20 protein-coding genes and 1 pseudogene are annotated in these 24,351 nt (G+C 48.0%); 11 read left to right on the forward strand and 10 right to left on the reverse strand.

Annotation, left to right across the window (positions count from 1 at the left end):
* Positions 1–21 precede the first annotated feature (21 nt).
* From ACN5NT_RS07465 to ACN5NT_RS07505, 9 genes and pseudogenes are all read right to left on the reverse strand, one after another.
* The gene (locus tag ACN5NT_RS07465) at positions 22–687 is read right to left on the reverse strand and encodes a hypothetical protein (protein ID WP_419174992.1); all 666 of its coding nucleotides are present in this window, start codon (positions 685–687) and stop codon (positions 22–24) included.
* Between the two features lie 254 nt (positions 688–941).
* Complete coding sequence (locus ACN5NT_RS07470; protein ID WP_419174993.1) at positions 942–3,461, reverse strand: glycosyltransferase; 2,520 nt, start codon at positions 3,459–3,461, stop codon at positions 942–944.
* A 455-nt stretch (positions 3,462–3,916) separates the two neighbouring features.
* Positions 3,917–5,097 (reverse strand): annotated as a pseudogene (locus tag ACN5NT_RS07475) (IS3 family transposase).
* A 271-nt stretch (positions 5,098–5,368) separates the two neighbouring features.
* Positions 5,369–7,276, reverse strand: coding sequence for a biotin/lipoyl-containing protein (locus ACN5NT_RS07480; protein ID WP_136796289.1), 1,908 nt, complete (start codon positions 7,274–7,276; stop codon positions 5,369–5,371).
* A 55-nt stretch (positions 7,277–7,331) separates the two neighbouring features.
* Positions 7,332–8,774, reverse strand: a complete 1,443-nt coding sequence (locus ACN5NT_RS07485; RefSeq protein ID WP_419174994.1) for an acetyl-CoA carboxylase biotin carboxylase subunit — start codon at positions 8,772–8,774, stop codon at positions 7,332–7,334.
* 242 nt (positions 8,775–9,016) lie between these two features.
* On the reverse strand, positions 9,017–9,490 hold the full coding sequence (locus ACN5NT_RS07490) for an ecotin family protein (RefSeq protein ID WP_136796430.1): 474 nt from the start codon (positions 9,488–9,490) through the stop codon (positions 9,017–9,019).
* Between the two features lie 56 nt (positions 9,491–9,546).
* On the reverse strand, positions 9,547–9,861 hold the full coding sequence (locus tag ACN5NT_RS07495) for an aminotransferase class III-fold pyridoxal phosphate-dependent enzyme (protein ID WP_419175042.1): 315 nt from the start codon (positions 9,859–9,861) through the stop codon (positions 9,547–9,549).
* Positions 9,747–10,721: an aminotransferase class III-fold pyridoxal phosphate-dependent enzyme gene (locus tag ACN5NT_RS07500; protein WP_419174995.1), complete on the reverse strand. Its 975-nt coding sequence runs from the start codon at positions 10,719–10,721 to the stop codon at positions 9,747–9,749. The genes ACN5NT_RS07495 and ACN5NT_RS07500 overlap by 115 nt, the downstream gene beginning before the upstream one ends.
* An 80-nt stretch (positions 10,722–10,801) precedes the next feature.
* Positions 10,802–11,338, reverse strand: a complete 537-nt coding sequence (locus ACN5NT_RS07505; RefSeq protein ID WP_419174996.1) for a cysteine hydrolase family protein — start codon at positions 11,336–11,338, stop codon at positions 10,802–10,804.
* A gap of 671 nt (positions 11,339–12,009) precedes the next feature.
* On the opposite strand from ACN5NT_RS07505, the gene ACN5NT_RS07510 reads away from it, so the two are divergent.
* The 8 genes from ACN5NT_RS07510 (at position 12,010) to ACN5NT_RS07545 (ending at position 19,324) form a co-directional block, all read left to right on the forward strand.
* A complete protein-coding gene (locus tag ACN5NT_RS07510; RefSeq protein WP_419174997.1) occupies positions 12,010–12,138 on the forward strand; it encodes a hypothetical protein in 129 nt (42 codons plus the stop codon).
* A 16-nt stretch (positions 12,139–12,154) separates the two neighbouring features.
* A complete protein-coding gene (locus tag ACN5NT_RS07515) occupies positions 12,155–13,180 on the forward strand; it encodes a TRAP transporter substrate-binding protein (protein WP_419174998.1) in 1,026 nt (341 codons plus the stop codon).
* Between the two features lie 309 nt (positions 13,181–13,489).
* Complete coding sequence (locus ACN5NT_RS07520) at positions 13,490–13,858, forward strand: hypothetical protein (RefSeq protein ID WP_419174999.1); 369 nt, start codon at positions 13,490–13,492, stop codon at positions 13,856–13,858.
* Between the two features lie 230 nt (positions 13,859–14,088).
* A complete protein-coding gene (locus ACN5NT_RS07525; protein ID WP_419175000.1) occupies positions 14,089–14,763 on the forward strand; it encodes an ATP-dependent zinc protease in 675 nt (224 codons plus the stop codon).
* Between the two features lie 4 nt (positions 14,764–14,767).
* Positions 14,768–16,324, forward strand: coding sequence for a UUP1 family membrane protein (locus tag ACN5NT_RS07530; protein ID WP_419175001.1), 1,557 nt, complete (start codon positions 14,768–14,770; stop codon positions 16,322–16,324).
* A 2-nt stretch (positions 16,325–16,326) separates the two neighbouring features.
* A complete protein-coding gene (locus ACN5NT_RS07535; RefSeq protein ID WP_419175002.1) occupies positions 16,327–17,283 on the forward strand; it encodes an alpha-L-glutamate ligase-like protein in 957 nt (318 codons plus the stop codon).
* A 34-nt stretch (positions 17,284–17,317) separates the two neighbouring features.
* Entirely contained in the window at positions 17,318–18,619 is a 1,302-nt protein-coding gene (locus ACN5NT_RS07540; protein WP_419175003.1) for a succinylglutamate desuccinylase/aspartoacylase family protein, read from the forward strand.
* Between the two features lie 255 nt (positions 18,620–18,874).
* Positions 18,875–19,324 (forward strand): hypothetical protein, encoded by a 450-nt coding sequence (locus ACN5NT_RS07545; protein ID WP_419175004.1) that lies wholly within the window; start codon positions 18,875–18,877, stop codon positions 19,322–19,324.
* A gap of 196 nt (positions 19,325–19,520) precedes the next feature.
* On the opposite strand, the gene ACN5NT_RS07550 is transcribed toward ACN5NT_RS07545, so the two are convergent.
* On the reverse strand, positions 19,521–20,399 hold the full coding sequence (locus ACN5NT_RS07550; RefSeq protein WP_419175005.1) for a c-type heme family protein: 879 nt from the start codon (positions 20,397–20,399) through the stop codon (positions 19,521–19,523).
* Between the two features lie 338 nt (positions 20,400–20,737).
* On the opposite strand from ACN5NT_RS07550, the gene ACN5NT_RS07555 reads away from it, so the two are divergent.
* From ACN5NT_RS07555 to ACN5NT_RS07565, 3 genes are all read left to right on the forward strand, one after another.
* Positions 20,738–22,282 carry an ABC transporter substrate-binding protein gene (locus ACN5NT_RS07555; RefSeq protein WP_136796277.1) on the forward strand — a complete coding sequence of 515 codons (1,545 nt, stop codon included), beginning with the start codon at positions 20,738–20,740 and terminating at the stop codon, positions 22,280–22,282.
* A 100-nt stretch (positions 22,283–22,382) separates the two neighbouring features.
* Entirely contained in the window at positions 22,383–23,321 is a 939-nt protein-coding gene (locus tag ACN5NT_RS07560) for an ABC transporter permease (protein WP_136796276.1), read from the forward strand.
* 8 nt (positions 23,322–23,329) lie between these two features.
* Positions 23,330–24,349 carry an ABC transporter permease gene (locus ACN5NT_RS07565; protein ID WP_419175006.1) on the forward strand — a complete coding sequence of 340 codons (1,020 nt, stop codon included), beginning with the start codon at positions 23,330–23,332 and terminating at the stop codon, positions 24,347–24,349.
* The last annotated feature ends 2 nt before the right edge of the window (positions 24,350–24,351 follow it).

Raw genomic sequence — 24,351 nt, forward strand, 5'->3', positions numbered from 1 at the left:
ATCGTTATCCTATCATTTTATTTATCGTGCTAATTTCAGAGCATCAAGCTGGGTTTGATTATTTACATAATCATACACCCTGAGACTATTCGATGTTGCTGGTCCTAAAGGGGTTGACCAGATCTCGTAGGTCACGCCTTCTTTTAAAATAATGCTACCACCGGAACTCACTCTGCCGGTAAAGTTCTGTCCGTATGGTAAAGTAGTCGATGTTCGAATAGTTATGCGTTCTCCGCAATGGGTAATAGTGGCGGAAACCGATTGTGACCCATAATTTTTAAGATCGAGCACCCCTTGCCACTGTCCTGCTAAACTTGGGCCTATCAGACCATCCTCGCATTCTGACTGGCTTGAAGTACCTCCTCCCCCGCCACCATCATCACTGCTACTGCTACCGCCCGCACCGATCGCCAGAGCTCCGAGACCTATAGCTGCGGCTCCACCAAGAACTATCCACTTGGTTTTGCCACTGCCACTCTTACTTTCCTTAGGCTCGGCCGGTTGATATCTTTTAGCCGACTTATCAGTAACCTCATTTTCTACATCAACCTTACCATTTTTATCGTCCGCAATTGCAGTCGCAGGCAAAGGCTTTACCAGACAAGTTATTAAAAAAATACAGGAAAACGCAATATAGAGAATAGTGTTCACCACCTCGTGAATTCTTTGTCGAGAAATTTTGAACATGCACTCCCTCCTTTTCGCCCACGAATAGCGTTCAACACACAAAGTTTCTTCCCGGAACAGCCTTCATCTCACACAAGAAATAATACACCATCCACGTGTTAGATCTGAAATGGTTTCTGTGAAATTCGTCGAGATTTATCTGAATTTTCAGGTATTGCAGAAAGAACTGACGATCATCTACATAGGTAACTGTTGATGGGAACAGCAAAAGAGATGTAAAGAATCCTGGAAATAAAAAAAATGGAAAAAATCACCTATTTTTCGCTTACTCCAGTACACCACGCGGAAAAATCTTCATCACTGATACCCTCTTCACGATAACAACCTGGGTGATAGTAGGGATCTCCCTGGTAAAGCATCTCTCCCCACAACTTCTGGAATATTTTTTGTTCTCTCTGCCACGCCACCTGCATTTTTTGCTCTAATTGAAGCAGCGGCTGGTAATCCCATAATGCCCTGCAATATGGTGTATATATGTTAATAAGACCTTTGGAACGCAGGATAAAAGACAAGTCCATGCCCATGAAAAGGTACGGGAAGCTGGCAGCTGAAAAACCTCCTGCCCTTTCAAACACTTCTTTTCTCACCAGGCACATCTCAAACGGGACTGCAGTGACTTCCTGGGCGAGGTTCAATCCATTCAGATGAATCGAACAGTTTAGAAGAAACCACCAGTAATAAAGTACAGATTCCGAACGTACGTCAGGTACCCGTGAAATATCAAGCATGGATTCAGCAGACTCGAGCCTGCCGGTGACCAACCCGATTTCTTCGTTTTGTCCGTACTCCAACAGCTGCTGAATCCAGTTCGTATCTTTCGGAGCAACATTGCTTGATAAAAATATCAGATATTTGCCGGATGCTTGTTTAGCTGCGCGATTGAGTAGCTCAGCTTTTCCCGGGGAATCATGATTGGGGAGATATGTACACCGATCTGATTCAGCCTCGATCTTCAGATATTGTTCTCCTAATCTTGAGTTACATGCTCCAGAAGTAAAGAGTAGCTCGGCATTATCATAGCCATCGGTAATTTGATCTAGAGTTGCCAGTCGATCTTCTGGATGCTGAACTCCATCTTCAGGATATAAAATGATAGAGACCGATGGAGTAGCCACAAGCTTTCTGCGCGGTTGGTAATAAAAGTTCCAGTCAGCATGCTCTACCTTCGCTTCAATGCCTGAACGCAAAAAAGCCCTTTGCACTGCCAACTTTCCGGCCTCTGCCGCATATGGTTTTTGGCAGTGATTAATATTTGTCGATGTATCAGAAACCCGCCAGTGATAGACAACCTCAGGAATGTGCACCACAAGCTTTGCCTGTTCAGTAACTTTTAAGGCAAGGTCAAAATCCTGTGCTCCATCCATTGCCTTGTCACAGCCACCACACAGTTCAAAAAGACCACGCTGAATCACCAGAAAATGGGTTATATAATTATGCCCTAAAAGCAACTCCCTGTTATAGCCGGGCTTATAAAAAGCAGATAGGTGATCACCTGACTCATTCACAAGGTTTTCATCCGTATAGAGAACATCTCCGCCCGTATTGGATATCGCCTTGACAACGTGATAAAGACAATCTCTTCTCAATTCGTCATCATTATCTAAGAAACCAATATAATCTCCTGATGCCATACTCGCTGCAGTATTGGTCGTCTCTGCGATCCCTCTGTTTTTCAGGTGACAGACCACAGTTATCCTTCCATCCAAACGTGCCCAATCCACCAGGGTCTGCTGAACGTGTTCTTCTGTACTGCGGTCGTCACAAATACACAGTTGCCAGTGCGGGTACGCCTGATAAAGGACAGAACGGATGCAGAGGTTGAGCTGTTCCTGAGTGGGATTATAGACAGGCAGGATAATACTAATAAGAGGCTTACATTCAAGATCTGCCACACGCTGATCGGTATACTTGAACTCGAAAACACCTTTTTTCAAGTAGTGTTCCAATAGACTTTTGTGCTGCTCCTGCCTGCGACAGATAGCGGCCCTGTAAAATTCAGGGTCAAAAAACGGTGAGGGACGTCTGTAATCAAGTTTTTCTTTTTTCTGATAATGCTGAAAAGGCTCAGACAGAGATTTTTTACAATCGGGGTTCTGCTCCTGGTAATAGCGTGAGTCAAATACAGGAAGAGGGCTTTTTCCATCCGGTAACCCGCGGACAATGTAATGCTGCCAAAGAAGTTTCTTCTGTTTCGGCAAAAACGGATGTCGATCATGGTAACAATCTGCGTCAAAGTAATCCGGAGGACTGTTTCTCTTTTGATCTTCCTGCTCAAGAAAGTAGGAAATTGGATTGAACCCTTTACTTCTTAGATAGAAATACTTTCGTTCGAACTTTCGCTCCAAAAATAGAGGAGAAGGAAGAAAATCACGTTTCCACCCGATCTTCAGATAGTGGGTCAAGGGGTTGATATTCCCCTTGATAGCTCTCCCATACCGTTCAATATAGAAATTGCTATCAAAGTAGTTGTTGGGATTTTTGCCTTCCCTCCATCCAGTTTCGAGATAGTCGACGAGAGGGTTGACCTGTTCTTCGGCGCCGTCTAAATACTTTCTACAATAGCAATGACTGTCAAAAAAAAGACTTGGCCTTCTTCTTTCACGCCAACCATGGTCAAAATAGTGCCACATCAGATCCCATCGCCGAGCTTTGAGATCAGGATTGCTGGCCAGATAATACCTGCTGTCGAAAAGCCTTGAAAACAAGAGTTTTCGATACGAGGTGTTAGAACATGTGAAAACGTAATGCCGTATCCGTCTTAGTATCATTTTCATAATACTCCCTCCGCAACCCACTCCGGCATCAACTTCTGACTCCTCATCCAGTGTAAGCACACAAGCAGTGCCTCTTGCTGATAAACTGTATTTATAGGCTTATATCATCAGTGTTTCATTCTGGTTATGTGACCTACTTAAACTTCTCAATAATAGCAGACACACCAAACGAATGCACCATTTGGATGATAGGTTGCTTCAATTAGGCATATCCCCAGTAGCTTCATATTTAACTCGGATATGACAGTTCCTGGTCAATAGGCTCTTGTTTCAAGTATGATTTTTTCAAAAAAACCGGCACACACCAAACTTGGTGTGCTTTTTATGAGGATATTTTGTGAGCATGAAGACCAACCATCAGGCTTAAGGGACTTGCAAGCAATGGGAGTTTCAACTCTTTGGTCAAAATGCTCAGCAGACAGAGGTGATCTTGCAACAATAAAGTGGAACCCTAGTTAAGCCGTTTTGTCCCTATCCCACCACTCCTGCTCAAAAAGAGCTGGTGCTTTGTAACCGTTCGTCGAGTGCTTCCTCTGACGATTAAAATAGACCTCTATATAGTTGAACAGTGAATGCTCGGCTTCCAATTTGTCGCGAAATTTCACATGATGAGTCAGCTGTGTCTTCAAAGAGGCAAAGAAGGATTCAGCGACTGCATTATCCCAACAATTTCCCTTGCGACTCATGCTTTGAATATATCCATTCTGTGTTAGTACAGCTCTGAAACTGGAACTTGCATACTGAATGCCACGATCACTATGGATCATCAAACCTGGTGCAGGCCTGCGCCTCATTATTGCTTTTTTAAGTGCATATATTGCAGATTTACTCTCCAGGGATTCGCTCAGATCCCAGCCAACAATCGCGCGAGAAAATAGATCAATAAACACTGTGAGATAATGCCATTTTGCACCGACCTTGATGTAGGTGATATCGCTCACCCAGGTGGTGTTCGGTGCTGAAACTGAGAAATTACGATCAAGCAGATTCGGCGCTACAGGTTGCTTATGTTTTGAATCGGTTGTTACTACGAATTTCTTTGTTGTTTTGCACCTCAACCCCATTTCTTTCATTAATCGCGCAACGCGAGGCCGACTAACGCTGGAAAATTCACGCTCATCTCGCAAGTCAGCGGTAACAAGCGGGCTGCCGACCATGCCTTTATGAACGCTAAAGATCTCCTTCACGCGCTCTTTAATCCGTATATTTTCTCGTTTTCGCTTGGAGATAGGAGCTTTCTCCCAACGATAGAAACCACTCGGGGTAACTTCTAAAGCCTGGCACATCTTCTTCACCGGAAATGCTGAGCGGTTCTTTTCAATAAATCTATATTTCATTTCGGTGCTCTGCTGAAGATGGCCACAGCTTTTTTTAGGATATCTCGTTCCATCTCGGCATCCTTGAGCTTTTTCTCCAGGTCCCTGATTTTCTTTTCCTGCTCAGTCAGAGCCTCACGACCGTTCCCAGGGAAAGCTAGTTCTTCTTTGGCTCGAAACTCACGCCTCCACTTGTAGAGAAGGTCTTTAGAGATACCGAGACTGTCGGCTACATCTTGCACTGACCTGCCGGGATCATCGGTCAGCTGAACTGCATTGCGCTTGAAATCTGGATCGTATCTTCTTCTTTGAACACTCATATCTTCCTCCTGCCAATCTCTTTAATATTGGCTTATCTGAGTGTCCACTCTTTTATAGCAGGATCATTTCATCTTTATGTTGTTACTCCCCACTCTTTAGAGCTGAGCGTTAGTGTATATTTTTATTAGTACAAAGCTAAGGGAAACAATACACCAGGATACTGAAAGTACCAAAAAAGGCCTGAAAGAAATTCAATTCTTTCAGGCCTTTTGGGGTCAATGGGTAACAGAACAATCGTATCAGATCGATAGATCTATAAATCTACATACCTTACTCGTCAAAATCGATCTTCAGGATCTTGTCGCCAGGCTGCAATGCCGCCCCGTTCTTGGCGGTAATGACGGTAACGATACCGTCGATTTCGCTGACCAGAGGAGTCTGCATCTTCATCGCCTCCATGATGGCGACCTTGTCTCCACGTTTCACCTGATCACCCTCAGCGACAGTAACCTCAACAAGGTTGCCGGCAAATCCAGCGCGCACATCACCCGCCATGGCCAGATCCATGATCTCCTCTTTGCTGAGCTGTATGCGGGCTGCAGCTTCGCTACCGTTTCGCTCAGGCTGGAAGGTATACACCATAGGATGATGGTCAACGTTCATATAGACCGCAGTCTCCCCGGTATCCACCGTTGGGGATGGACCAATCTCAACGATGTGCTCTTTACCTACCAGGTCAGTAAAGTAAAGGGTGTCACCAACTTCAAAACCACCCTGACGGTAAAAGATAGATGGCGGCAGCACATAGGCCATGCCGTACTCTTCTTCAAACTTGAAAAAATCCACCGCGTCGACGGGATGCTGCAGATAGAGTACCAGCTGCCGATCAGTGGGTTCTTTGCCAATTTTTTCATGCAGAGCCGCCTTCTCCTCGGCAAGATCGATGTCGGCAATTGTATCCACACCACCTTCACTGGCGAGCTGCTCTTTCCAATCTTCACCAAGGACCTTCTCGTAAATCCACTCTGCCGGCTGGTAGAAAGGAAACGGACCATACTTGCCGAGCAGCAGGTTCTTCAGGTCGCCGGATGGATTGCCGTAACGCTCTCCGCCAAGCACGTTGGATACCGCAGTGGTCCAGAGAATCTGGGAACCCGGAGTAACCGACCAGAAATTGCCGAGATCTTTTTGAACTCTGGGCAGCTCCTTATGCAGTATCTCAGGCATCTCTTTCAGGAATCCACCCTTCACAGCCTGCTCGAGGCTTGAGCCCATGGCACCACCAGGCAGTTTATGGATCTGCACTGTCGGCTGAAAACCTTTGATCTGAGATTCAAACTGCTGATAATGCTGACGCTCGTCACGGATGATATCAGAGGTGGCAATCACCGCCTCTTCATCAATACCTACAGGATCAAAGCCATGCTCTTTCAACACCTGAATAACTGTCAGTACCGGTGGCGGGCCGTAAAAACCGGTAAAAGCTGCGTCGGCCGCATCGATAATGGTCACACCTTTAATCACCGCCTCGGCAATTCGTCCCACATCATTACCATCGGTATTGTGACCGTGATAATGCAGAACCAGATCAGGAAAACGCTGTTTGATCGCATCCACCAGCTCTCCGATCCTTCTTGGGGTGCCAAGACCACCATGATTCTTGATACAGAGCACTGCCTCCGGCCCGGTAACATCCAGTATTTCCTGTACTTTATTCAGGTAAAATGCATTGGTATGCTCATCACCGGTCGAAAAACACAAACACGGCTCACTGATTTTACCTGCAAGAGCAACCTCTTCCAGCACTGCCTGCATATTGGGTACGTGGTTGAGGAAGTCAAACACGCGCCAGACATCCACGTACTTGGCAAATTCCCGCACAGTAAAACGAATTACATTCTGTGGATATGGCCGATAACCAAAGAGGTTCACACCCCGACAAAGGGTCTGAAACATAGTGTTCGGCATCTTCTCCCGCAACAGCTCCAGCTTGGTAAATGGATTTACCTGTTTTTTAAGCATATCCACATGGACGGAAGCGCCACCGGTGATTTCCAGTGAATAATATCCCGCCTTATCCCGCTGCTCCGCCGCCAGTAAATCGGTGTGCAGGAGAATGCGATTTTTGAAATCGGACTGAGAGATGTCACGGGCGGTATTGGTTATGTAATAGCTCTTGGCCGCACGAAGTTTTTTCAGCACCTCGCCCGCCGATGTTCCCTGAATAATTCTTTCCATGATTATTTTAAATCCTCACGTTTTTTAATGATCAGCGAAATCAAGATACGGAAAATTACGATGCAAACGGATTCTCACCACGGTGATGAATCTCTGCGATCAGTTTGGCGAGCTTGCCGGCTTCCCCCACCTCTTCTTCATAGTGGAAAAGATGCGGGTGGGTATCGAGATATGAGGTATTGAAGTCTCCCTTTATGAAATCCGGTTCATCAACAACATTCAAGTAAAACGGAATGGTGGTCTTCGGTCCGACAATGGCAAAGTTTTTGAGACAACGCTTCATACGCTCAACGGTTTCATCCCAGGTGAAACCATGCACTGTCATCTTCACCAGCAGTGAATCGTAAACCTCTGGAATTTCATAGCCCTGATAGACAAAACCGTCGAGGCGAACCCCGAATCCACCTGTGGAACGGTAGACGCTCACTTTCTTGCCGCCCTCAGGCATAAAGTTGTTTTTCGGATCTTCGGCGTTGATGCGCACCTCGATGGCATGGCCGCGAATCTGCACATCTTCCTGCCCGAAAGAGAGTTCGTAGCCAAAAGCAAGCTTTATCTGGTTCCTTACTATATCAATACCAGTAACCATCTCGGTTACAGTATGCTCAACCTGGATTCGGGTATTGATCTCCATGAAATAGTAGTTGAAATCCTTGTCGATCAGAAACTCAACGGTACCAGCGTTGAGGTAGTTTGCAGCTTTGGCAGCTTTGACAGCAGTCTGGCAGATCTTTTCAAGCAACTCAGGGTTGCCCACACGTGAGGGAGCAATTTCGATCAGCTTCTGGTTACGACGCTGGATAGAACAGTCGCGGGTGCCAAGGTGCAAAGTCTTACCAGCCTTATCGGCCAGGATCTGAACCTCGACATGCTTCGGATTAATCACAACCTTCTCAAGATAAACTGAGTCGTCATTGAACGCAGCCAGCGCTTCAGAACGCGCCACAGGAATCTGCTCAATTAACTGGAACTCATTTTCAATCAGCCGGATTCCCCTGCCGCCACCGCCGGATGTCGCCTTCAGCATAACCGGATACCCATACCTGGTTCCAAACGCCTTCGCCTCCTGGACACCGGCATCACCATGGGAGAGGTTTTCAGTACCGGGAACCATCGGAATGCCGGCATCAGCCATGATCTGACGGGCAATGACTTTATTGCCCAGATCGGAAATCACTTTCGATGACGGACCAATAAAGACAATACCCTCTGCTTCACAGGCTTTGGCAAATTCCGGGTTTTCCGCAAGAAAGCCATAGCCTGGATGAATCGCATCAGCTCCTGTCCTCTTGGCTGCCTGGATCACCTTGGCAATATCGAGATAATCTTTTCTGGGACCATCTCCCAGCAGCACAGCTTCATCAGCCAGACGGATATGCCTGGAACGTTCATCAGGTTTTTCAAATACCGCGACAGCGGTGCAGTCCAACTCCTGGATCGCACGAATCAGTCGAATGGCAATTTCCCCTCGATTGGCAACAAGAATTTTTTTCTTCAAAGCATTTCCCGAGTGTAATTGGATGATTAGGAGACTGAAACTACTAGCCTGCAGAACGACAGCAGAGAGAATCTGCTGCGGGCGAAAGTAATGCGCCTAATACGCTGCTGTTACCTGGATAAAATTCTGTGAAAACAGCCTAGAGTTCAGGATTACAATACGACAGGAATGCACCCGCAGCTAATACAGGACTCCACAAGTGCATTATACTGATTTGTTTCAACGCTAGCAAAAAACGTCTATTACCCGTTATTCACGTCCGCAGCAGGACCTGCAACCCAGTACCGGTAGCGTACTTCAACACCCTCAGGGACATAAATTACCACTGGCAGACGACTGTTGTAGCGAATCATGAACGGTTCACCACCGATAGGAATAAAACGCTCTGTTTTTTCTGCGTTCGGATCAACAGCCATCAGCGTACCGGCCATCGGCCCGAACTCTTTGACCAGGTAACGGGTATAACCCCACCCCTGAATGGTCTCGCTCTCTATTTTACCACCAAAAAAGTATTTATTCTGGGTATCTACTTGGACGGTTTTGCCTACAATAAGCTCCACGCGGTAGTGGGATTCATTTTCTTGTGCGGGAAGGTTCAAAACATAGCGGACCAGCCCTTCTTCAGCCTCGGGAAAGGCTTTCATGTTGTCCGCCGCGTGAAGCGCAGACGTTGATAATAACAAAGCTAATATACTCGTCAATAAAAAAAATTTCATTTTCATGCTCTCACCTCATGCGCCTGCGGAGGATGAGGGCTCCGGAAAATCGACCATCAACTTCTGCCTGCGCTCTTTATTAGTGTTATGATTTTTCCGAACTCATCAATAAATTCAGATAATTGTGCCTCATTGACTATAAGCGGCGGATCAATCCGTAATGTAGAACCTCGATTACCGATGATATACCCCTTGACTATAAGACTGTTGTAAATTTTGTCTGCCAGACCTTCATCAACCAGATCAATAGCAAACATCAAACCCCTTCCACGAACAGCCCGTACAATCTGTCCATCGACAAGTGATTGTAACTGCGCAAGGAACAGGAATCCTTTTTTCTCTGCTTCGGCAATAAGATCACGTTCTGTAATCTCAGCCACAACCTGGCCGGCAATAGCAGCACCAAGCGGGTCATTCTATGTGACTGCGAGTACTTAAAAGGCTTTCGGGTCAACTCCCGTGCCACTTCGCCACTGAACAGAGCAGCACTAACTGGATAACCGTTCCCTATCCCCTTACCAAGCGCAATCATATCCGGCACCAGCTTGTAATGCTGGTAACCATACCAGCGGCCGGTACGGCCTACCCCGGTCGTCACCTCATTGACGATTATCCGTCCCCCATTCTGCCGCACTTTATCTACTATATTCCGCACCAGCGGTTCAGGAGGAAAGCGGACAAAACCGGAGGAACTGCCCGGCTCGAAAATAAAATCCGAAACCTCAACCGGTATATCACCAAGTGACGGACAGTCAGTATCGCATGTGTCGTTTTTTTTGCACTGCCGGCAATAACTCCAGTCAAACAGGTACCAGTCCCGGCTTCGATCTGTGGCGGAGCTGTATGCACCAAGATAGGCGTCGTGGAAGGTCATCGATACTTTCCTGCCGGTCAGGTGACGCGCAACCTGCCGTGCCACTTCTATGGCCTCACTCCCCGAACAGAGAAAAAGACATTTTCCATCTTCCAGGCCACAAGTGTCAAGTAGTTTTCCGGCTGATTTTCCGATCACACTGCTGGTGTAACAAAACCCCGCGTGCATGATCGAATCAAGCTGGTCTTTTGCCGCTTCGATAATTTTCCTGTTACCGTGGCCGACAGAAATACACCAGACACCAGACTCAAGGTCCATGTACCGTCTGCCATTTTCATCAAAGAGATAGACTCCATCAGCCCTGACGATATTATCCATTTTCATTTCATGCCCGGTACAGTTCAGTACGTGATTCATTAACTCACACCACCTTTAGCCTAAATGAAATGCAGCAGAAATTATTTCAGAAGTATGTCGTTAAGTTATTCTCACCCAGATCAGGAGAAACTAATCCCATCACTTGAAACAGTTCTGATCTCAGGGCCAAAACTTCGAATATTACATAACGTTTTGTTGTGATGTTCCCGTATCCGGGCTGCTTCCATATGCTCTTTATCGTGGGTTGTGTGTGCATCCTTTACAATGTGCACCGAAAAACCCAGAGCGGCAGCACGTCGGACGGTGGTATCGACACAAAACTCAGATGCATACCCGCAAACCATCAGGCTCTCGACACCATAATCGGCCAGAAGCTGTTGCAAATCTGTGCCCTGGAATGAGTCCGGTGTTGTTTTCCGAACGTAGTGATCGGTATCACCAATCTCCAGATTGGCCTGAAGTTTCCAACCATCAGTTCCAGACTCCAGCACGGTACCAGCCTTTTCATGCTGTATGAAAATAACGGGCTTACCGACTAATCGTGCAGCAGCAGTAACTCTGTTAATGTTTTTTACCACAACATCAGCCTCAAATGGTCTCGGTTCCGGATCAAACAGGCCACTCTGAACATCAATAACCAGCACTGCAAATGACATATAAAACCTCTTTGAATTGTTGAATTCCAACAAATATTGAACAACTCAAGCATTATTCTTCATCGGGAATGCGCCGTCTGTTCAGACCGGCTCAAAGGTTTACAACTTCAGGATGGAATCAAATATTACACATTTCCCTGCAAAAGATCGACAACTCAATTCCCGATATCGCTCAGGATTTGTCATCAACCGATCGCCAAAGCAACACGTTGCAATCTTCTGCAACAAAAAAGGTGTTCTAAAGGTTGCTCAAACGACAACTGCCCAACCAGCAGTCGATACAAGTTGATACCGAATCGACCACATGGAACTGCCCCAGCAGGTCAGAACTGCACTGTTATGGCGGTTTATTCAGCATATCCATAGCAGCAATAAAAAAAAACACCTGGCATAAAAATAGATTAATCACTTCATTTCACGACATAAAAAATTCAGAAAATCGATGTTACTATTATTCTCACGGTGACGGAAAGGACGATACTGTTGCACTTTTCGCAGCCAAAGCTAGAATAGGAAGCCGTTCGGGGAGAAACTTTAGCAGTTTGACAGAACGTAGCCGCCGTCCCATGTATGCCCCCACAATCCATTCATCACGCGATAAATAACCGCACATCCACCTTGCAGGCCGGCACAGCAGTTCCCAGAAGTTTTCCTATGATCCAACGCTGCGTATGCTCAATTTTAAGGCCATATATGAAGCTATCTGCATTTCAGACGATGAAAGAACACTCATCTATGCCAATACCGCTTATGAGACAGGTCTCCATGTAGCCAAGGAGAAGGCGCCTGGAGAATCGTGAAGTTAACGGAGGTCCGATGATATCGAGTTGTATAAATGTGCGAACAATTCTCGTTACAGCTTTTGTCTGTCTGATGCTTTCCTTTCAGACCATTCATGCTGCCGATATTGAATATCCTCAAACACGGATTATGGCAGCGACTGCCAATCATGCTGGTTCAGTCCATGTCACGGCACTTGAGAAATTTGCCGAAATCCTGGAACATGAGTCCAAAGGCAATGTAACCGTAACCCTGTTTACCGGCGGTTCCAAGGGGGACGAGCTCGACAATGTCAAACAGCTTCGCACCGGAGAACTCCAGGTCGCAGCGGTTGCCACCAGTGACCTTGCCCCATTTGCACCTTCTGCAACCATAACTGTACTGCCCTATCTTTTCCCTGAAATTGAGAAGGCATATACGCTTTTTGAGAATAACAACTTCATAACGGAGCTCGGCGATCGGGTGGCTGCTGAAAGTCTCACCCGACCTCTTGGCTGGATGATCAGCGACTACAGGTCACTGACAAATTCCAAAAAACCGATTACCCGAATTGCTGATCTTCAGGGTCTGAAAATCAGGGTCCCGGAGGCGCCGATTCAACTCGAATTGTTCCGCTCCTGGGAAGTAGAGCCACATCCTCTCGCATGGTCCGAGACCGTCAATGCCCTGGAACAGGGCGTTGTTGACGGGCAGGTAAATCCTCACTCCGTCAATCGTGACCAGAAACTCTGGGAAGTTCAAAAATACGTCACCGACCTACACCATATGCTGTGGGTTGGTCCGCTGCTGGTTTCCGAGCGCTGGTACCAGAACCTTGAGCCCAACTTGAAGGCCCTGATTGATCGTGCCGCCCGCAAAGCAGTTGCCCACCAGTGGCAATGGGCTGACGAGCAAAACCGGCTGGCACTTCAGGAATGTCTGGACAACGGCATGCAAATCACCCGCCTCAGTGATGAGCATGAGTGGAAAGCACGTGCCCGAACCCTCTGGCCCAGGTTTTACAGAGCAGTTGGGGGAAAAGAAAATATCGACCGCGCGCTGGAAATCATGAATACGCCGTAATCTTCCCAAAAGACCGGATTGCATTTTTTACATACTAATAGCTATGAAATAATTATCAAATTACCCTTGAAACTCAGCACTGCAATCCAAGTTGTGGCAAGAGGACTGATTTAATTTTTCTTTTTTAAGCCCGGAAACAGATTTGTTTTCACTGGGCTACGTGAAAAAAGATCAGTCCTCCCTGCACTTCCGTTACAATCAATCTGGCTCCCGGACGAGTTGCTGAGCATTGGGCAAAATTGTGGGGGTAATCAGAAAGATTTCTATCGAAATTTCGAAAAATATGCCTGCATGTCTCTGCTGACCATAATGATCATGTGCCTTGTAGTTCAGATTATAACCAGAGCCTTTTTCAGCACGTCCTTTGCCTTCACAGAGGAGCTTTCTCGCTCCACCTCATGGATCGGCATCAATTTCTTTCTGGCTTGGGTTTGGGCATGCTACGACACCCATCTGATCGCTTCGGAATTTACTGAGATCTCTCCAACCCTCTTGGTAGTTATAGCCCACGTCGAAATTGTTATTCATGCCTGCTTCCTGCTGATCAACATCCGCATCGTTGAAAAATTCATCAGCAAGTACAGGGAAGATCTCAAGGCTGTGAAAAGCCTCGTTGACAGAATGCCTGGTAGCCTCTTAGCAACCTCGCTGTTCTCATCCCTCCCGGTAACCCGATGATCATTTACGCCATTATCGACAACCTCTCCGTTACCGCAATGTTTGCCCCTGGTGTTAGCCCAGGCCTTCCAACCATGGATTTGTACACAATTTGTTACCCGCCACCCTTGTGTTCTCATCTCAGTTGTTTAATAATACAAATCAGTTCCAATGTCCGGTTTGCCGTTTCACTCTTGAGCGCCTGCCCTTCCGACCAATAAAACAACCGAAAATCAACCACAACAGAAAACATGAAGTCTCGGACCTGTAATCTATTTGCCACCTTACTCAATTGTTTATTTATTTTATTTCTGGCGGCCTGCTCCGCTCCGAACAAGCAAGGGACCATTAATGAACCACCAACTGAACCATCCGTTATTGAAGAAGTGCTGCCCGCACCCGACCTCAGCCCTCAAGAGCCTATCATCGATGAACCGGCAAAAATCATCATCAATCCCGAAGCTGTCACTGGCAGAAATACGAGCGTGATTGCCAGACCTGCGACTGAGATAATCGGAGAGATCGAACCTGTCACCATAGTTCGGGCAAAGATGATAAAGCAGGCCAGGATAGATACAGGAGCTACAACTTCTTCTCTTGATGTGGAAGACTACACTGAATTTGAACGCGACGGCAAAAAATGGGTCCGCTACCACCTGCTGGAGCGTACCACGGGTGAAGTGGCTGAATTGGAGAACAGGATTATTAAATTTGTCCTGATCAAGAGAATAGATGCCGAATCCCATCGGCGACCGGTTATTCGCCTCAAGGTTCGCCTGGGTAATAAAACCCTTACCGAAGAGTTTACTCTTGCCGACCGCAGCCAGTTGGACTTCCCGGTGCTCATAGGCAGAAACATACTTGACAGTAATTTTATTGTGGATGTCTCCAGAAAGAACACCACTTCATCGATGGCTGAGGAGTAATTGAGTGAAACAACGGCTACAACTTATCATTATCGTTACCACCCTCGTTGTTGTTGGCTTAAGCTCGGCGATCTACAAGCATTATTCTCTCGGTTTTTCCTTTCTGCCTTCTGAAAGTATCCGAACCTGGACTGTTGAATCCGCCATAACCTTTACCGCCAACGACGGTCCGGTTGAAATGATTTTCAATCTGCCCAACACCTCCGATAATATTGCTGTTCTTGATATGTCGAGCATCGACTCAGGTTATACCTTTGAGTTGATGGAAAACCAGGCCAAGTGGAGTCGCGAACAGGCAAAAGGGGCCCAGAAGATATTTTTCAGAGCCACGGTTTCCAGCTTAAAAGGCGGTCAGGACCTGGTGCCGTCATCCTTTAAACCGTATGCACGGGAACTCAAGGAACCAGCCACCACTGCAGCAAACAACATAATAGCAGAGGTTGAGAAAAGGCTTGAGAACAGAACAAACAGCCCATTGATCAAAAGTGACACCATAAAAAGTGAAACCATAACAAAAGCCATTTATCTGCTTACGGCACTGAACAATACAGAATCGCCGGACACGAATGTTCTCATCAGCGAGGCAAAATTCTTCCCGACCAAAGCCAATCTTGCGGCGACCGTACTGAACAAGGCAGGCATCAAGGCACGACCTGTTCGCGGCATCAACCTGGTTCGGGACCAGAACAACGCCAGCCTGGATACCTATATTGAAATCGTTGACAACAACAAGCTGGTACTCCTTAATCCCACTACGGCCCAACCGGAAAGCAGAGAAACATTCCTCAGCTGGCAAATTGATGATGAACCTTTGCTCGACCTTATTGGCGGCAGTGGTGGCAAGGTTGCAATTTCAATCCTTGGAGGCCGGATGGCTGCGGAACGCGCCGCTGTACTCCATGGCCATCAATCCGGCAGCGTATTAATCGATTTTTCCATCTACAGCCTGCCGATCAAAGACCAGAACACCTTCAAATTGTTGCTGCTTATCCCCATAGGCGCGCTGGTGGTTGTCGTCCTCAGAAATCTTATTGGCATTCCAACTTCCGGTACATTTATGCCGATCCTGATAGCTCTGGTCTTTTTGCAAACCAAGTTGATAGCAGGACTTGTGCTGTTCATTACTGTAGTGGGCGTGGGACTGGTGCTTCGTTCCTACCTCAGTCATCTGAACTTATTACTGGTACCTCGAATATCGGCGGTACTGGTCTTCGTAATTATCATCTATGTGGCTATCAGTGTCGGCAGCCATAAACTGGGCATTGCCGGAGGCATGCAGGTCACCTTCTTTCCGATGATTATCATCTCCTGGACTATCGAGCGAATGTCTGTACTCTGGGAAGAAGAAGGCCCACGCGACGTATTCAAGCAGGGTGGCGGCAGCCTCTTCGCGGCAAGCCTTATCTACTTTGCCATGTCGAATAGTTACCTCAAACATCTCACTTTTTCGTTTCCCGAGTTATTACTGGTTGTACTGGCCATCATCATCATGATTGGCTCCTACTCCGGCTATCGGTTGACTGAGCTGCGCCGCTTCGAGCCACTCGCCAGAGGGGAATAGCCATGTTTTTTGTTTCACCTGCAAAATTACGCAAAGCTGGTGTGGTCGGCATGAACGGCCGAAATGTTCAGCTGATCGCCAGAAACAATCGCCGCAGCCTCTACCCGCTGGTCGACAATAAAGTTAAGACTAAAGAAATCCTCGCCAAGGCAGGTATTTCAGCACCCAAGCTGCTTGGTGTCGTCCATCACCAGGGTAATATCCGTGAACTTGAAGATTTCCTGCAAAAACACCAGGCCTTCGTAATCAAACCTGCCAAGGGGAGTGGCGGCAAAGGAATTCTTGTGGTCTCATCTCATACAGACGGAGAGTATACCAAAGCGAGCGGCGAAACTATCGGGCTCCGCTCGCTCCAGCGCCATTCCTCAAACATTCTCAGCGGCCTCTACAGTCTTGGTGGAGCCAACGATGTGGCAATGATAGAGGAAATGGTCCATTTCTCTGATACATTTGACGGGTTCTCTTTCCAGGGAGTGCCCGACATTCGCATCATCGTCTATAAAGGCTTTCCGGTGATGGCCATGACCAGGCTCTCGACCAAGGCATCAGACGGAAAAGCAAACCTGCATCAAGGTGCGGTTGGAGTCGGGCTCGACTTACAAACCGGACAGGCCCTGCGTGCTGTCCAGTTTGACCGGCCAGTGAGCCACCATCCTGACACGGGAGTTGCACTGCAGACCTTCGAGGTACCACTGTGGTCTGACTTTCTATTGCTGGCATCACGTTGTTATGAAATCACTTCGCTCGGTTATCTTGGTGTTGATATCGTACTCGATAAACTTAAGGGCCCAATGGTACTCGAACTGAATGCCAGACCAGGCCTCGCCATTCAGATAGCTAACGGCAGTGGCCTGCAACCGAGGGTCGATGCCATCGATGCCATGCAGTCCCAGGTGATATCCAATCTCAGTGCACATGAACGTGCCGAATATTCCATGGAGCATCTATCCAAAGTTTAACTGCACAAAAGGCATCGAGGAAACAATCAGAACCATGAAATTCACTTCAAACCTGACCTGTTGCTTTCTTATATGGGTCTTTTTGTTGGGCTCGGGAGTAGAAATTTCCCACGCAACAGAGACCATCGAAGATCATAGTGACACCATCACTGAACCGGCTACGCAGCCTGTAGAGCAAGAAACGCCGGAAAAGGATGTTGATGAGGGTGCTGCTGTCCAGGTACCTGCCGATCAAGCCCATCAGGATCTTGCTGAAACGTTTAAGGCAGAAGAGGCTCAACCTTTTGAAATCATCGGGCACACCGTTGCCCCAGGCACGACCCGGACTCTGGAATGGCCTTCTCTGCAATCGCCGCTCGGCAAAAGAATTGAGATACCTGTAATCGTCGTCAATGGTGCTAAACCCGGCCCCGTACTGGTAATGACTTCGGCTATCCATGGAGACGAGCTCAACGGCATCGAGATTAACCGCCGCTTCCTGCATGAGCTGAACCCCAAGAGGCTGAAAGGAGTTGTAATTGGTGTACCAATCGTCAACCTTGAAGGATTCTGGCGAAAAGAACGGTACCTGGGCGACCGCAAAGACCTGAACCGCTATTTCCCCGGTAACGAATCAGGCTCACACCCATCCCGTATTGCCCACAGTCTGTTCACCACCATAGTACAGCGGGGCGATATGGTCATCGATCTCCATACTGGTTCATTCTATAGAGAAAACCTGCCTCAACTGAGAGTTGACCTCACTGTTCCACAAGTTGCTGAGCTGGTAACAGGATTCGGCGCCGTTACAGCACTTCATAGTGTTGCTCCTGCAGGAAGTCTCCGTGGGGCAGCAACAGATGCAGGAATCCCCACTATTGTTATGGAGATCGGTGGACCACTGAGCCTTGAAACAGATAAGGTTGAGGTGGGTCTGCGCTCAATTCGAAGTTTTCTGCAATCTGTTGGCATGCTAGATAAAATCACCCTCTGGCCAAGCCCACAGCCTGTGTTCTATGAGAGTGAATGGGTTCGTTCCAATTCAGGCGGCATCCTGATCAACAAGGTGCAACTTGGGGAACCTGTGAAAAAAGGCGCATTGCTGGCAGAAATCTCCAACCCTCTGGATAACACCACTGTGGCCATCCACTCACCCGTTGCCGGTACAATCCTCGGCAGAGCGCAAAACCAGTTTGTCAGCCCCGGTTTTGCCCTCTTTCATATCGGCCATAAACGGTCCCTGGAAGAACTTGAGCAGGGCCTCGAAACCAGCCGGGCAGAAAATGAAGGGACAGATCGGGACACAGAAAACATAGATCAACCTGTTACTGATACAGCTACCGCAGAAACCGAATAATGAGGCCGCCGGCGGTACCCAGGAGGCTCACTCTTTTCATATTATGACATTGTCCATTTTTACGTTTTCCTCAGTCAGCCGCCAGAACAGTATTTTCAACCCTTTCAGCCATACTTGACTAGCTTATATACTTGTTATTACTAAATTTAATCTTGACCTTTACTCTGCCTTATTACATAGTAGAAGTAATGCTCACCCGTATATAGACAGGCACAGTCTGGCCGGTCCAGCATCTTCTCACGTAAGGGTAATTCCATGGATATATCATCAGTACCCGGGAAATGTATTGAACTTACAGCACTTCCAATCAAGGATGGCAAAGTTCGCAGGCTTTTTATACTCGCAGACGGTAAGCGGACCGTGTCCGAGATCATCAGACAGGCAATGGTCGCTGAAAATGAAGGGCTGGAAGGGATACAGCAGTTATTGACACACAACTTTCTCGCCATTGGCGAGTCCGGCAGTGAAGCAGGAAAACACACTCCAGCTGCCTTTCTTAGACGAGTTACCGAGGAATTGGCCGAATTTGTAGGCCCTTTCGCCGCTGTGGCTATGGAACCATACGCCAGCCTGTTACAAAATGACAGCGACAGCGCACGTCAGGAGGTGATTGAGGCTGCCCTTGCCGAGATAGACAGCAATGAAGACAGACAAGAGCTGCTCAGCGTCCTCAAGCCTCAGGATTTGTCTGTTGATACCAAATAGTCAGGTAATTATCAAAATGGTACCCGGATCGGCGCTACCGATAGTTCGGCAGCGCCTTTTTTGTTTTCTGGTTCCCACCAATCCTCAGCCTTAAACCTCTCCCCCTCCCCGCTCGCTCTCGCACCTCACACCCTGGAACCAGACTTCAGCGGGTAATTAGGTTTTGTGTTTTGGCTGAAAAATACAGTATCTGAGATTACTTGCTGCTATGACGTTCAATTAACTTCACTACACTGATACGCATTCTCTCCAGGGCCTTGGCGAGCTTGCCGATTTCATCTTCCGATGAAGTTTCAATTTTCTCATCAAGCCTTTTACCTACACTGATATCCGAGGCCCTCTTTTCCAACGCCCTAACTGGCAATACCACCTTTTTTTCAAAGAAAAACCAGATTACCAGCGACAACACAAAGATTCCGGCCACACCATAACCAAAGAGAGTCATGGCCGAGTTACGTGCATCATCAATTGCGTTTTGCACGGGAACATAGGTCACATAGGCGGCTACCACACTGCCGGCGACCCAATTGTAGCCATTTTCCGTGCCATACATATTTCGCTGGTCCTCAGGTGCATCGGCAGGATTACCATGACAACGAAGGCAGCCCTTTTTCACCTCAATGGGCTGAGCATAATAGAAAAAATCCTCTCCATCTTTCTCCATTATTCCTGATTTTCGCTGCATACTCTTATTGTCATTAAAATCGGTAATAAGCCTGATTTCATCGATGTCAGCCTTGTTTGGAGCATAGAGCGGGTCTACAGTTGCCTGTTTAAACCGGTAACCCGGCAGCTTTTGCTTGAACTCGTCCCACACGCCCCGGGATATGGCAAAACCGGACATAAGGGTTGGATGAAAGCGCTCTTTATCAACCATATCCATGATAAGAGGTCGCTGCTCACTCCTGTAAAAAGCCAGGGATGACTCCAAAAATGCCGATACGATATCCCCCTTTTTCTGTGCTTCGTCCAGTGCTGTGTTAATAGTGAACGAGTAACTCAAGAAAGCAAAAGCACCTGTCGCAATCAGACTAAGACAGCCGATAACCAAGATAAACCGTACTCTGATACTCATACTCCATTCCCCTCGGGCAAAATGGTAGTGCAACTCAAATGCATATACGAATATGCGCTTCTGACAACCTGGCATACGCCATAACGATTAAAGCTTATTACTCCGAATTTATTACATTTTTATTGCAATACTATTTTGTGGGGTCACAACTGTCAAGTGTAGCATTTAATTAAATACCTGTTTTTCAACCTATTCTGCCCGCACCCCGCAAACACCCCAGCACCAGTACCGAAAAAGTTTTTTATTCGCAATTTCCAACTAGTTCCGATAAGGTAACCAAAGTTATCCCAGGAGAATAAAATGTAACCGTAGTTATTTTTTCAAACTTTGGAGGAGAAATGATGAAAAAGCTTTTCGTATCGTTGGCAGTATCGACAGCGATGGTCTGCGCCAGCTTTAATGCTCTGGCCGCCGACAACACCCTGACAATCGGTATCGCCAAGGAACCGGCGAAACTCAACCCGGTCCTGATTCCCGGTGTATTTGGTGAAGCACTTGCCGGCAACATTTTCGACACCCTCATTTCTTTTAAAGAGAGCCCTTCCAGTCCGGCACCAGCCCTGGCTGAGAGCTGGGATATCACTCCGGACGGCAAGCTCTACACCTTTAAGCTTCGTAAAGGCGTAAAGTTTCACAACGGTATGGATTTCACCGCAGCAGACGTCAAGTACACCATCGAAGCGATTATGAACCCGGACAACGCCTCGCCAAGCAAGGAGTTCTTCTCCCCGATCGAGAGCGTGGAAGTTGTTGACGACTATACCGTAAAGCTGCACCTGAAAGATCCGTATGCACCGCTGATGCTCGCCTTGGGAAGTGCCACCTCAGGCATTATTCCTGAGAAACTGGTAACTGAAGTTGGCATGGATGAGTTTGACAAGCATCCGGTTGGAACCGGTGCTTTCAAGTTTGTTGAGTGGCTGCCCGATGAGCGTATCGTGCTGGAAAAAAACAGTGACTACTTCTTAACTGAACCGAAGCTCGACAAGGTTATCTTCCGCCCTATCCCCAAGCCTGAAGTTATGGCTGCCGAGGTTGAGTCCGGCGGTATCGATATCGCCCACCGGCTGCTGCCCCAGGATGTTTCCCGTCTTGAAAGCTCCGACCGCGTGCAGGTTATGACCATCCCAGGTCTTTCCAACTCCTACCTCGGTTTTGGCGTGAACAAGGCACCGTTTTCCGACCTGCGCTTCCGGCAGGCCGTTTACTATGCAGTCCCTTTTGAGCCTGCCATCAAAGGTATCTGGAAAGGCGTTGGCGAACGTTCCTACTCCTGGATACCCAACGGTGTGGTTCCTGAAGACACCAACTACATGAAAGAGCATGCCTTGCCGCATGATCCCCAAAAAGCTACCGCCCTTTTTGACGAGTTGAGACAAGAGGGAGTGTTGCCAAAAGGATTTGAGTTCTCCATCTACACCTCCCAGAACCCGTTCCGGGTCAAAATTGCCACCGCAGTTGCCACCGAGCTTCGCAAATATGACATCAAAGCCAAGGTCGAATCTCTGGAGTGGGGTACCCTCTTCCCGATCCTCAAGGGTAACGATCTCGGTATATACGTAATGGGTTGGGGTTCTGTACCCGATCCGGATCGCTGGACCTACAAGATCTTCTACACCGGTTCTTCCATGAACTTTTCCAAATACTCCAACCCCGATATCGACGCAGCGCTGGACAAGGGTCGCGTACTGGTAGACGTCGCGGAGCGTGGTGAGCAGTATAAAAAGGTTATGCGTACCGCCCTGGCCCAGGAATATGTTCACATTCCGCTGGTCTTCAAGAGCGTTACCGCAGTCACTTCCAACCGGGTGAAGGACTTCGCGCCTTCCCCGCAGGATTATTTCCACCTGGTGACCGAAAAACGTAACGTAAGCGTTCAGTAGCAAACAGAGCGCGATTGCTGTAACTCCGGCGGGATATTCACTTTTCCCGCCGGAGATCAAGATTTCAAGAATCAATTAAGAAATCACAAGGGACAACACTGTGTTCAACTACACCATCAGGCGACTCTTGATGCTCATACCGATACTGGCTGCCATATCGGTGATCATCTTCGCCATTTTAAAGCTCACCCCGGGTGACCCTGCCATGATCCTGCTGGGGGACCGTGCCACCGAGGAACTGTTGCGTCTGACCCGGGAAAAATATGCTCTGGATCAACCATTTATCGTGCAATACCTGAAGATGATGCAGAACTTCCTCACCGGGGAATTGAACTCCATCTACTATCGCGATAACGTGATTTCAGTGGTGATGTCGCGTATGATACCAACTCTTGAGCTCGGCTTTTCCGCCCTCTTTCTGGCGGTGGTGGTTTCCGTTCCGGCAGGTATCGTCTCAGCGATCAAAAGAAATTCGTTTTTTGATTATGCCTCGATGACCACAGCGCTGTTCGGCATCTCGATTCCGGTATTTTTCAGCGGTATTCTTCTTATCTATCTGTTTGCCGTAAAGCTCCAGTGGCTGCCCGCTTCCGGGTATGGTGGCCCAATCTATACCGTCGATGGCGCCAGGCACGTGCTGCTTCCCGCGCTCGTTCTCTCCTTTACCCTGATGGCCTCCACCACCCGAATCACCCGCTCGGCCATGCTCGATGTGATCCGCGAAGATTATATTCGCACCGCCCGCGCCAAAGGTGTCAGGGAAAGCTCTGTCATTCTGGTGCATGCTTTCCGCAATGCTCTGATGCCAATTACCACCAATATCGGTAACCAGGTGGCACGACTGTTTGCCGGTGCGGTACTCACCGAAACTGTCTTTGCCTGGCCCGGAGTAGGCAGGCTTGCTGTCAACGCCATCTTTCGCCGCGACGAAGCACTGGTCTTCGGTGCAGTGCTGATTCTTTCGGTCATTTATGTATTGGTCAACCTGCTCGTTGATCTCTTCTATGGGGTAATCAATCCCCAGGTGCGTTACGAATAGGGGATATTATGCTGCGGGTTAAAACTTTTTATCTTTTTCTTTTTTCTTTTGTCCTGCTGGTGAGCTTCGCTCCCAAGGCCGGACAGGATCTGATCTCCTATTGTCTCTTCGCTCTCCTCACAGCCGCTACACTCTTCATGGCCTATGCCATAAATAAGAGTAACCAGCGCATGGCTACAAATAGAGTAAAAAGCTCCGGCCAGCTGATGTGGAAAAGACTTTCAAAAAACCAAAACGCCATGTTCGGCATGGTGGTACTCATAATCCTCATTTACGCCGCACTGCTGGCACCATTTGTCAGCCCCCATGACCCTCTTGAGACCGACTGGGGTGCCTTGTCCCAGGGCATGAGCAGTAGTCACTGGCTGGGAACTGACGATCTCGGCCGTGATATTTTTGCCCGCACCCTGTTCGGTATCCGGGTCGCTCTCGGCATCGGTATCACCGCGGTTATCCTCAACACGCTGATTGGTACCTTCCTTGGTCTGATCGCCGGTTATTACGGCGGCAGAACCGACTCGATCATCATGCGGTCACTGGAAATCTGGAATTCCATCCCTTTTATCCTGCTGGCAATTGCCATTATGGCTGCCCTGGGAACCGGCGTAGGCAAACTTATCCTGATCGTCAGCCTTTCAAACCTGATGGCTTTCGCCCGAATTATCCGCGGCTCGGTGCTCACGGTAAAAGAGGCAGATTACATTGCCGCTGCACGGGTTATCGGTATCTCCAACCCGGCCATTATCACACGCCACATAGTACCCAACTGTATATCACCAATTCTGGTAATGGCCAGTCTCTCAATCGGTGAGACCATTCTGGTAATTGCAGGCCTGTCTTTTCTCGGCCTTGGCATCCAGCCACCCATGCCGAGTCTCGGGGGGATGCTCTCCAACGGTCAGCAGTTCCTCCATGACAACCTGTTGATGTCGGTTGTTCCCGGTGTAACCATTTTGCTCATTGTGCTCTCCTGCAACCTCTTTGGTGACGGAATGCGGGACGCTCTTGACAGCAGACTCAACGATTAGAG

This window comes from Desulfosediminicola sp. (assembly GCF_048381775.1).
Taxonomy (GTDB): domain Bacteria; phylum Desulfobacterota; class Desulfobulbia; order Desulfobulbales; family Desulfocapsaceae; genus Desulfopila; species Desulfopila ganghwensis.

Bases quoted from the DNA above. Each gene is read 5' to 3' on its own strand.
- ACN5NT_RS07525 (WP_419175000.1), top strand. From the start codon at position 14,089: ATGAAGTCTCGGACCTGTAATCTATTTGCCACCTTACTCAATTGTTTA.
- ACN5NT_RS07510 (WP_419174997.1), top strand. From the start codon at position 12,010: ATGCTCAATTTTAAGGCCATATATGAAGCTATCTGCATTTCAGACGAT.
- ACN5NT_RS07465 (WP_419174992.1), bottom strand. From the start codon at position 687: ATGTTCAAAATTTCTCGACAAAGAATTCACGAGGTGGTGAACACTATT.
- ACN5NT_RS07545 (WP_419175004.1), top strand. From the start codon at position 18,875: ATGGATATATCATCAGTACCCGGGAAATGTATTGAACTTACAGCACTT.
- ACN5NT_RS07500 (WP_419174995.1), bottom strand. From the start codon at position 10,721: ATGAATCACGTACTGAACTGTACCGGGCATGAAATGAAAATGGATAAT.
- ACN5NT_RS07555 (WP_136796277.1), top strand. From the start codon at position 20,738: ATGATGAAAAAGCTTTTCGTATCGTTGGCAGTATCGACAGCGATGGTC.
- ACN5NT_RS07535 (WP_419175002.1), top strand. From the start codon at position 16,327: ATGTTTTTTGTTTCACCTGCAAAATTACGCAAAGCTGGTGTGGTCGGC.
- ACN5NT_RS07470 (WP_419174993.1), bottom strand. From the start codon at position 3,461: ATGAAAATGATACTAAGACGGATACGGCATTACGTTTTCACATGTTCT.
- ACN5NT_RS07565 (WP_419175006.1), top strand. From the start codon at position 23,330: ATGCTGCGGGTTAAAACTTTTTATCTTTTTCTTTTTTCTTTTGTCCTG.
- ACN5NT_RS07520 (WP_419174999.1), top strand. From the start codon at position 13,490: ATGATCATGTGCCTTGTAGTTCAGATTATAACCAGAGCCTTTTTCAGC.
- ACN5NT_RS07505 (WP_419174996.1), bottom strand. From the start codon at position 11,338: ATGTCATTTGCAGTGCTGGTTATTGATGTTCAGAGTGGCCTGTTTGAT.
- ACN5NT_RS07490 (WP_136796430.1), bottom strand. From the start codon at position 9,490: ATGAAATTTTTTTTATTGACGAGTATATTAGCTTTGTTATTATCAACG.
- ACN5NT_RS07540 (WP_419175003.1), top strand. From the start codon at position 17,318: ATGAAATTCACTTCAAACCTGACCTGTTGCTTTCTTATATGGGTCTTT.
- ACN5NT_RS07550 (WP_419175005.1), bottom strand. From the start codon at position 20,399: ATGAGTATCAGAGTACGGTTTATCTTGGTTATCGGCTGTCTTAGTCTG.
- ACN5NT_RS07515 (WP_419174998.1), top strand. From the start codon at position 12,155: ATGATATCGAGTTGTATAAATGTGCGAACAATTCTCGTTACAGCTTTT.
- ACN5NT_RS07480 (WP_136796289.1), bottom strand. From the start codon at position 7,276: ATGGAAAGAATTATTCAGGGAACATCGGCGGGCGAGGTGCTGAAAAAA.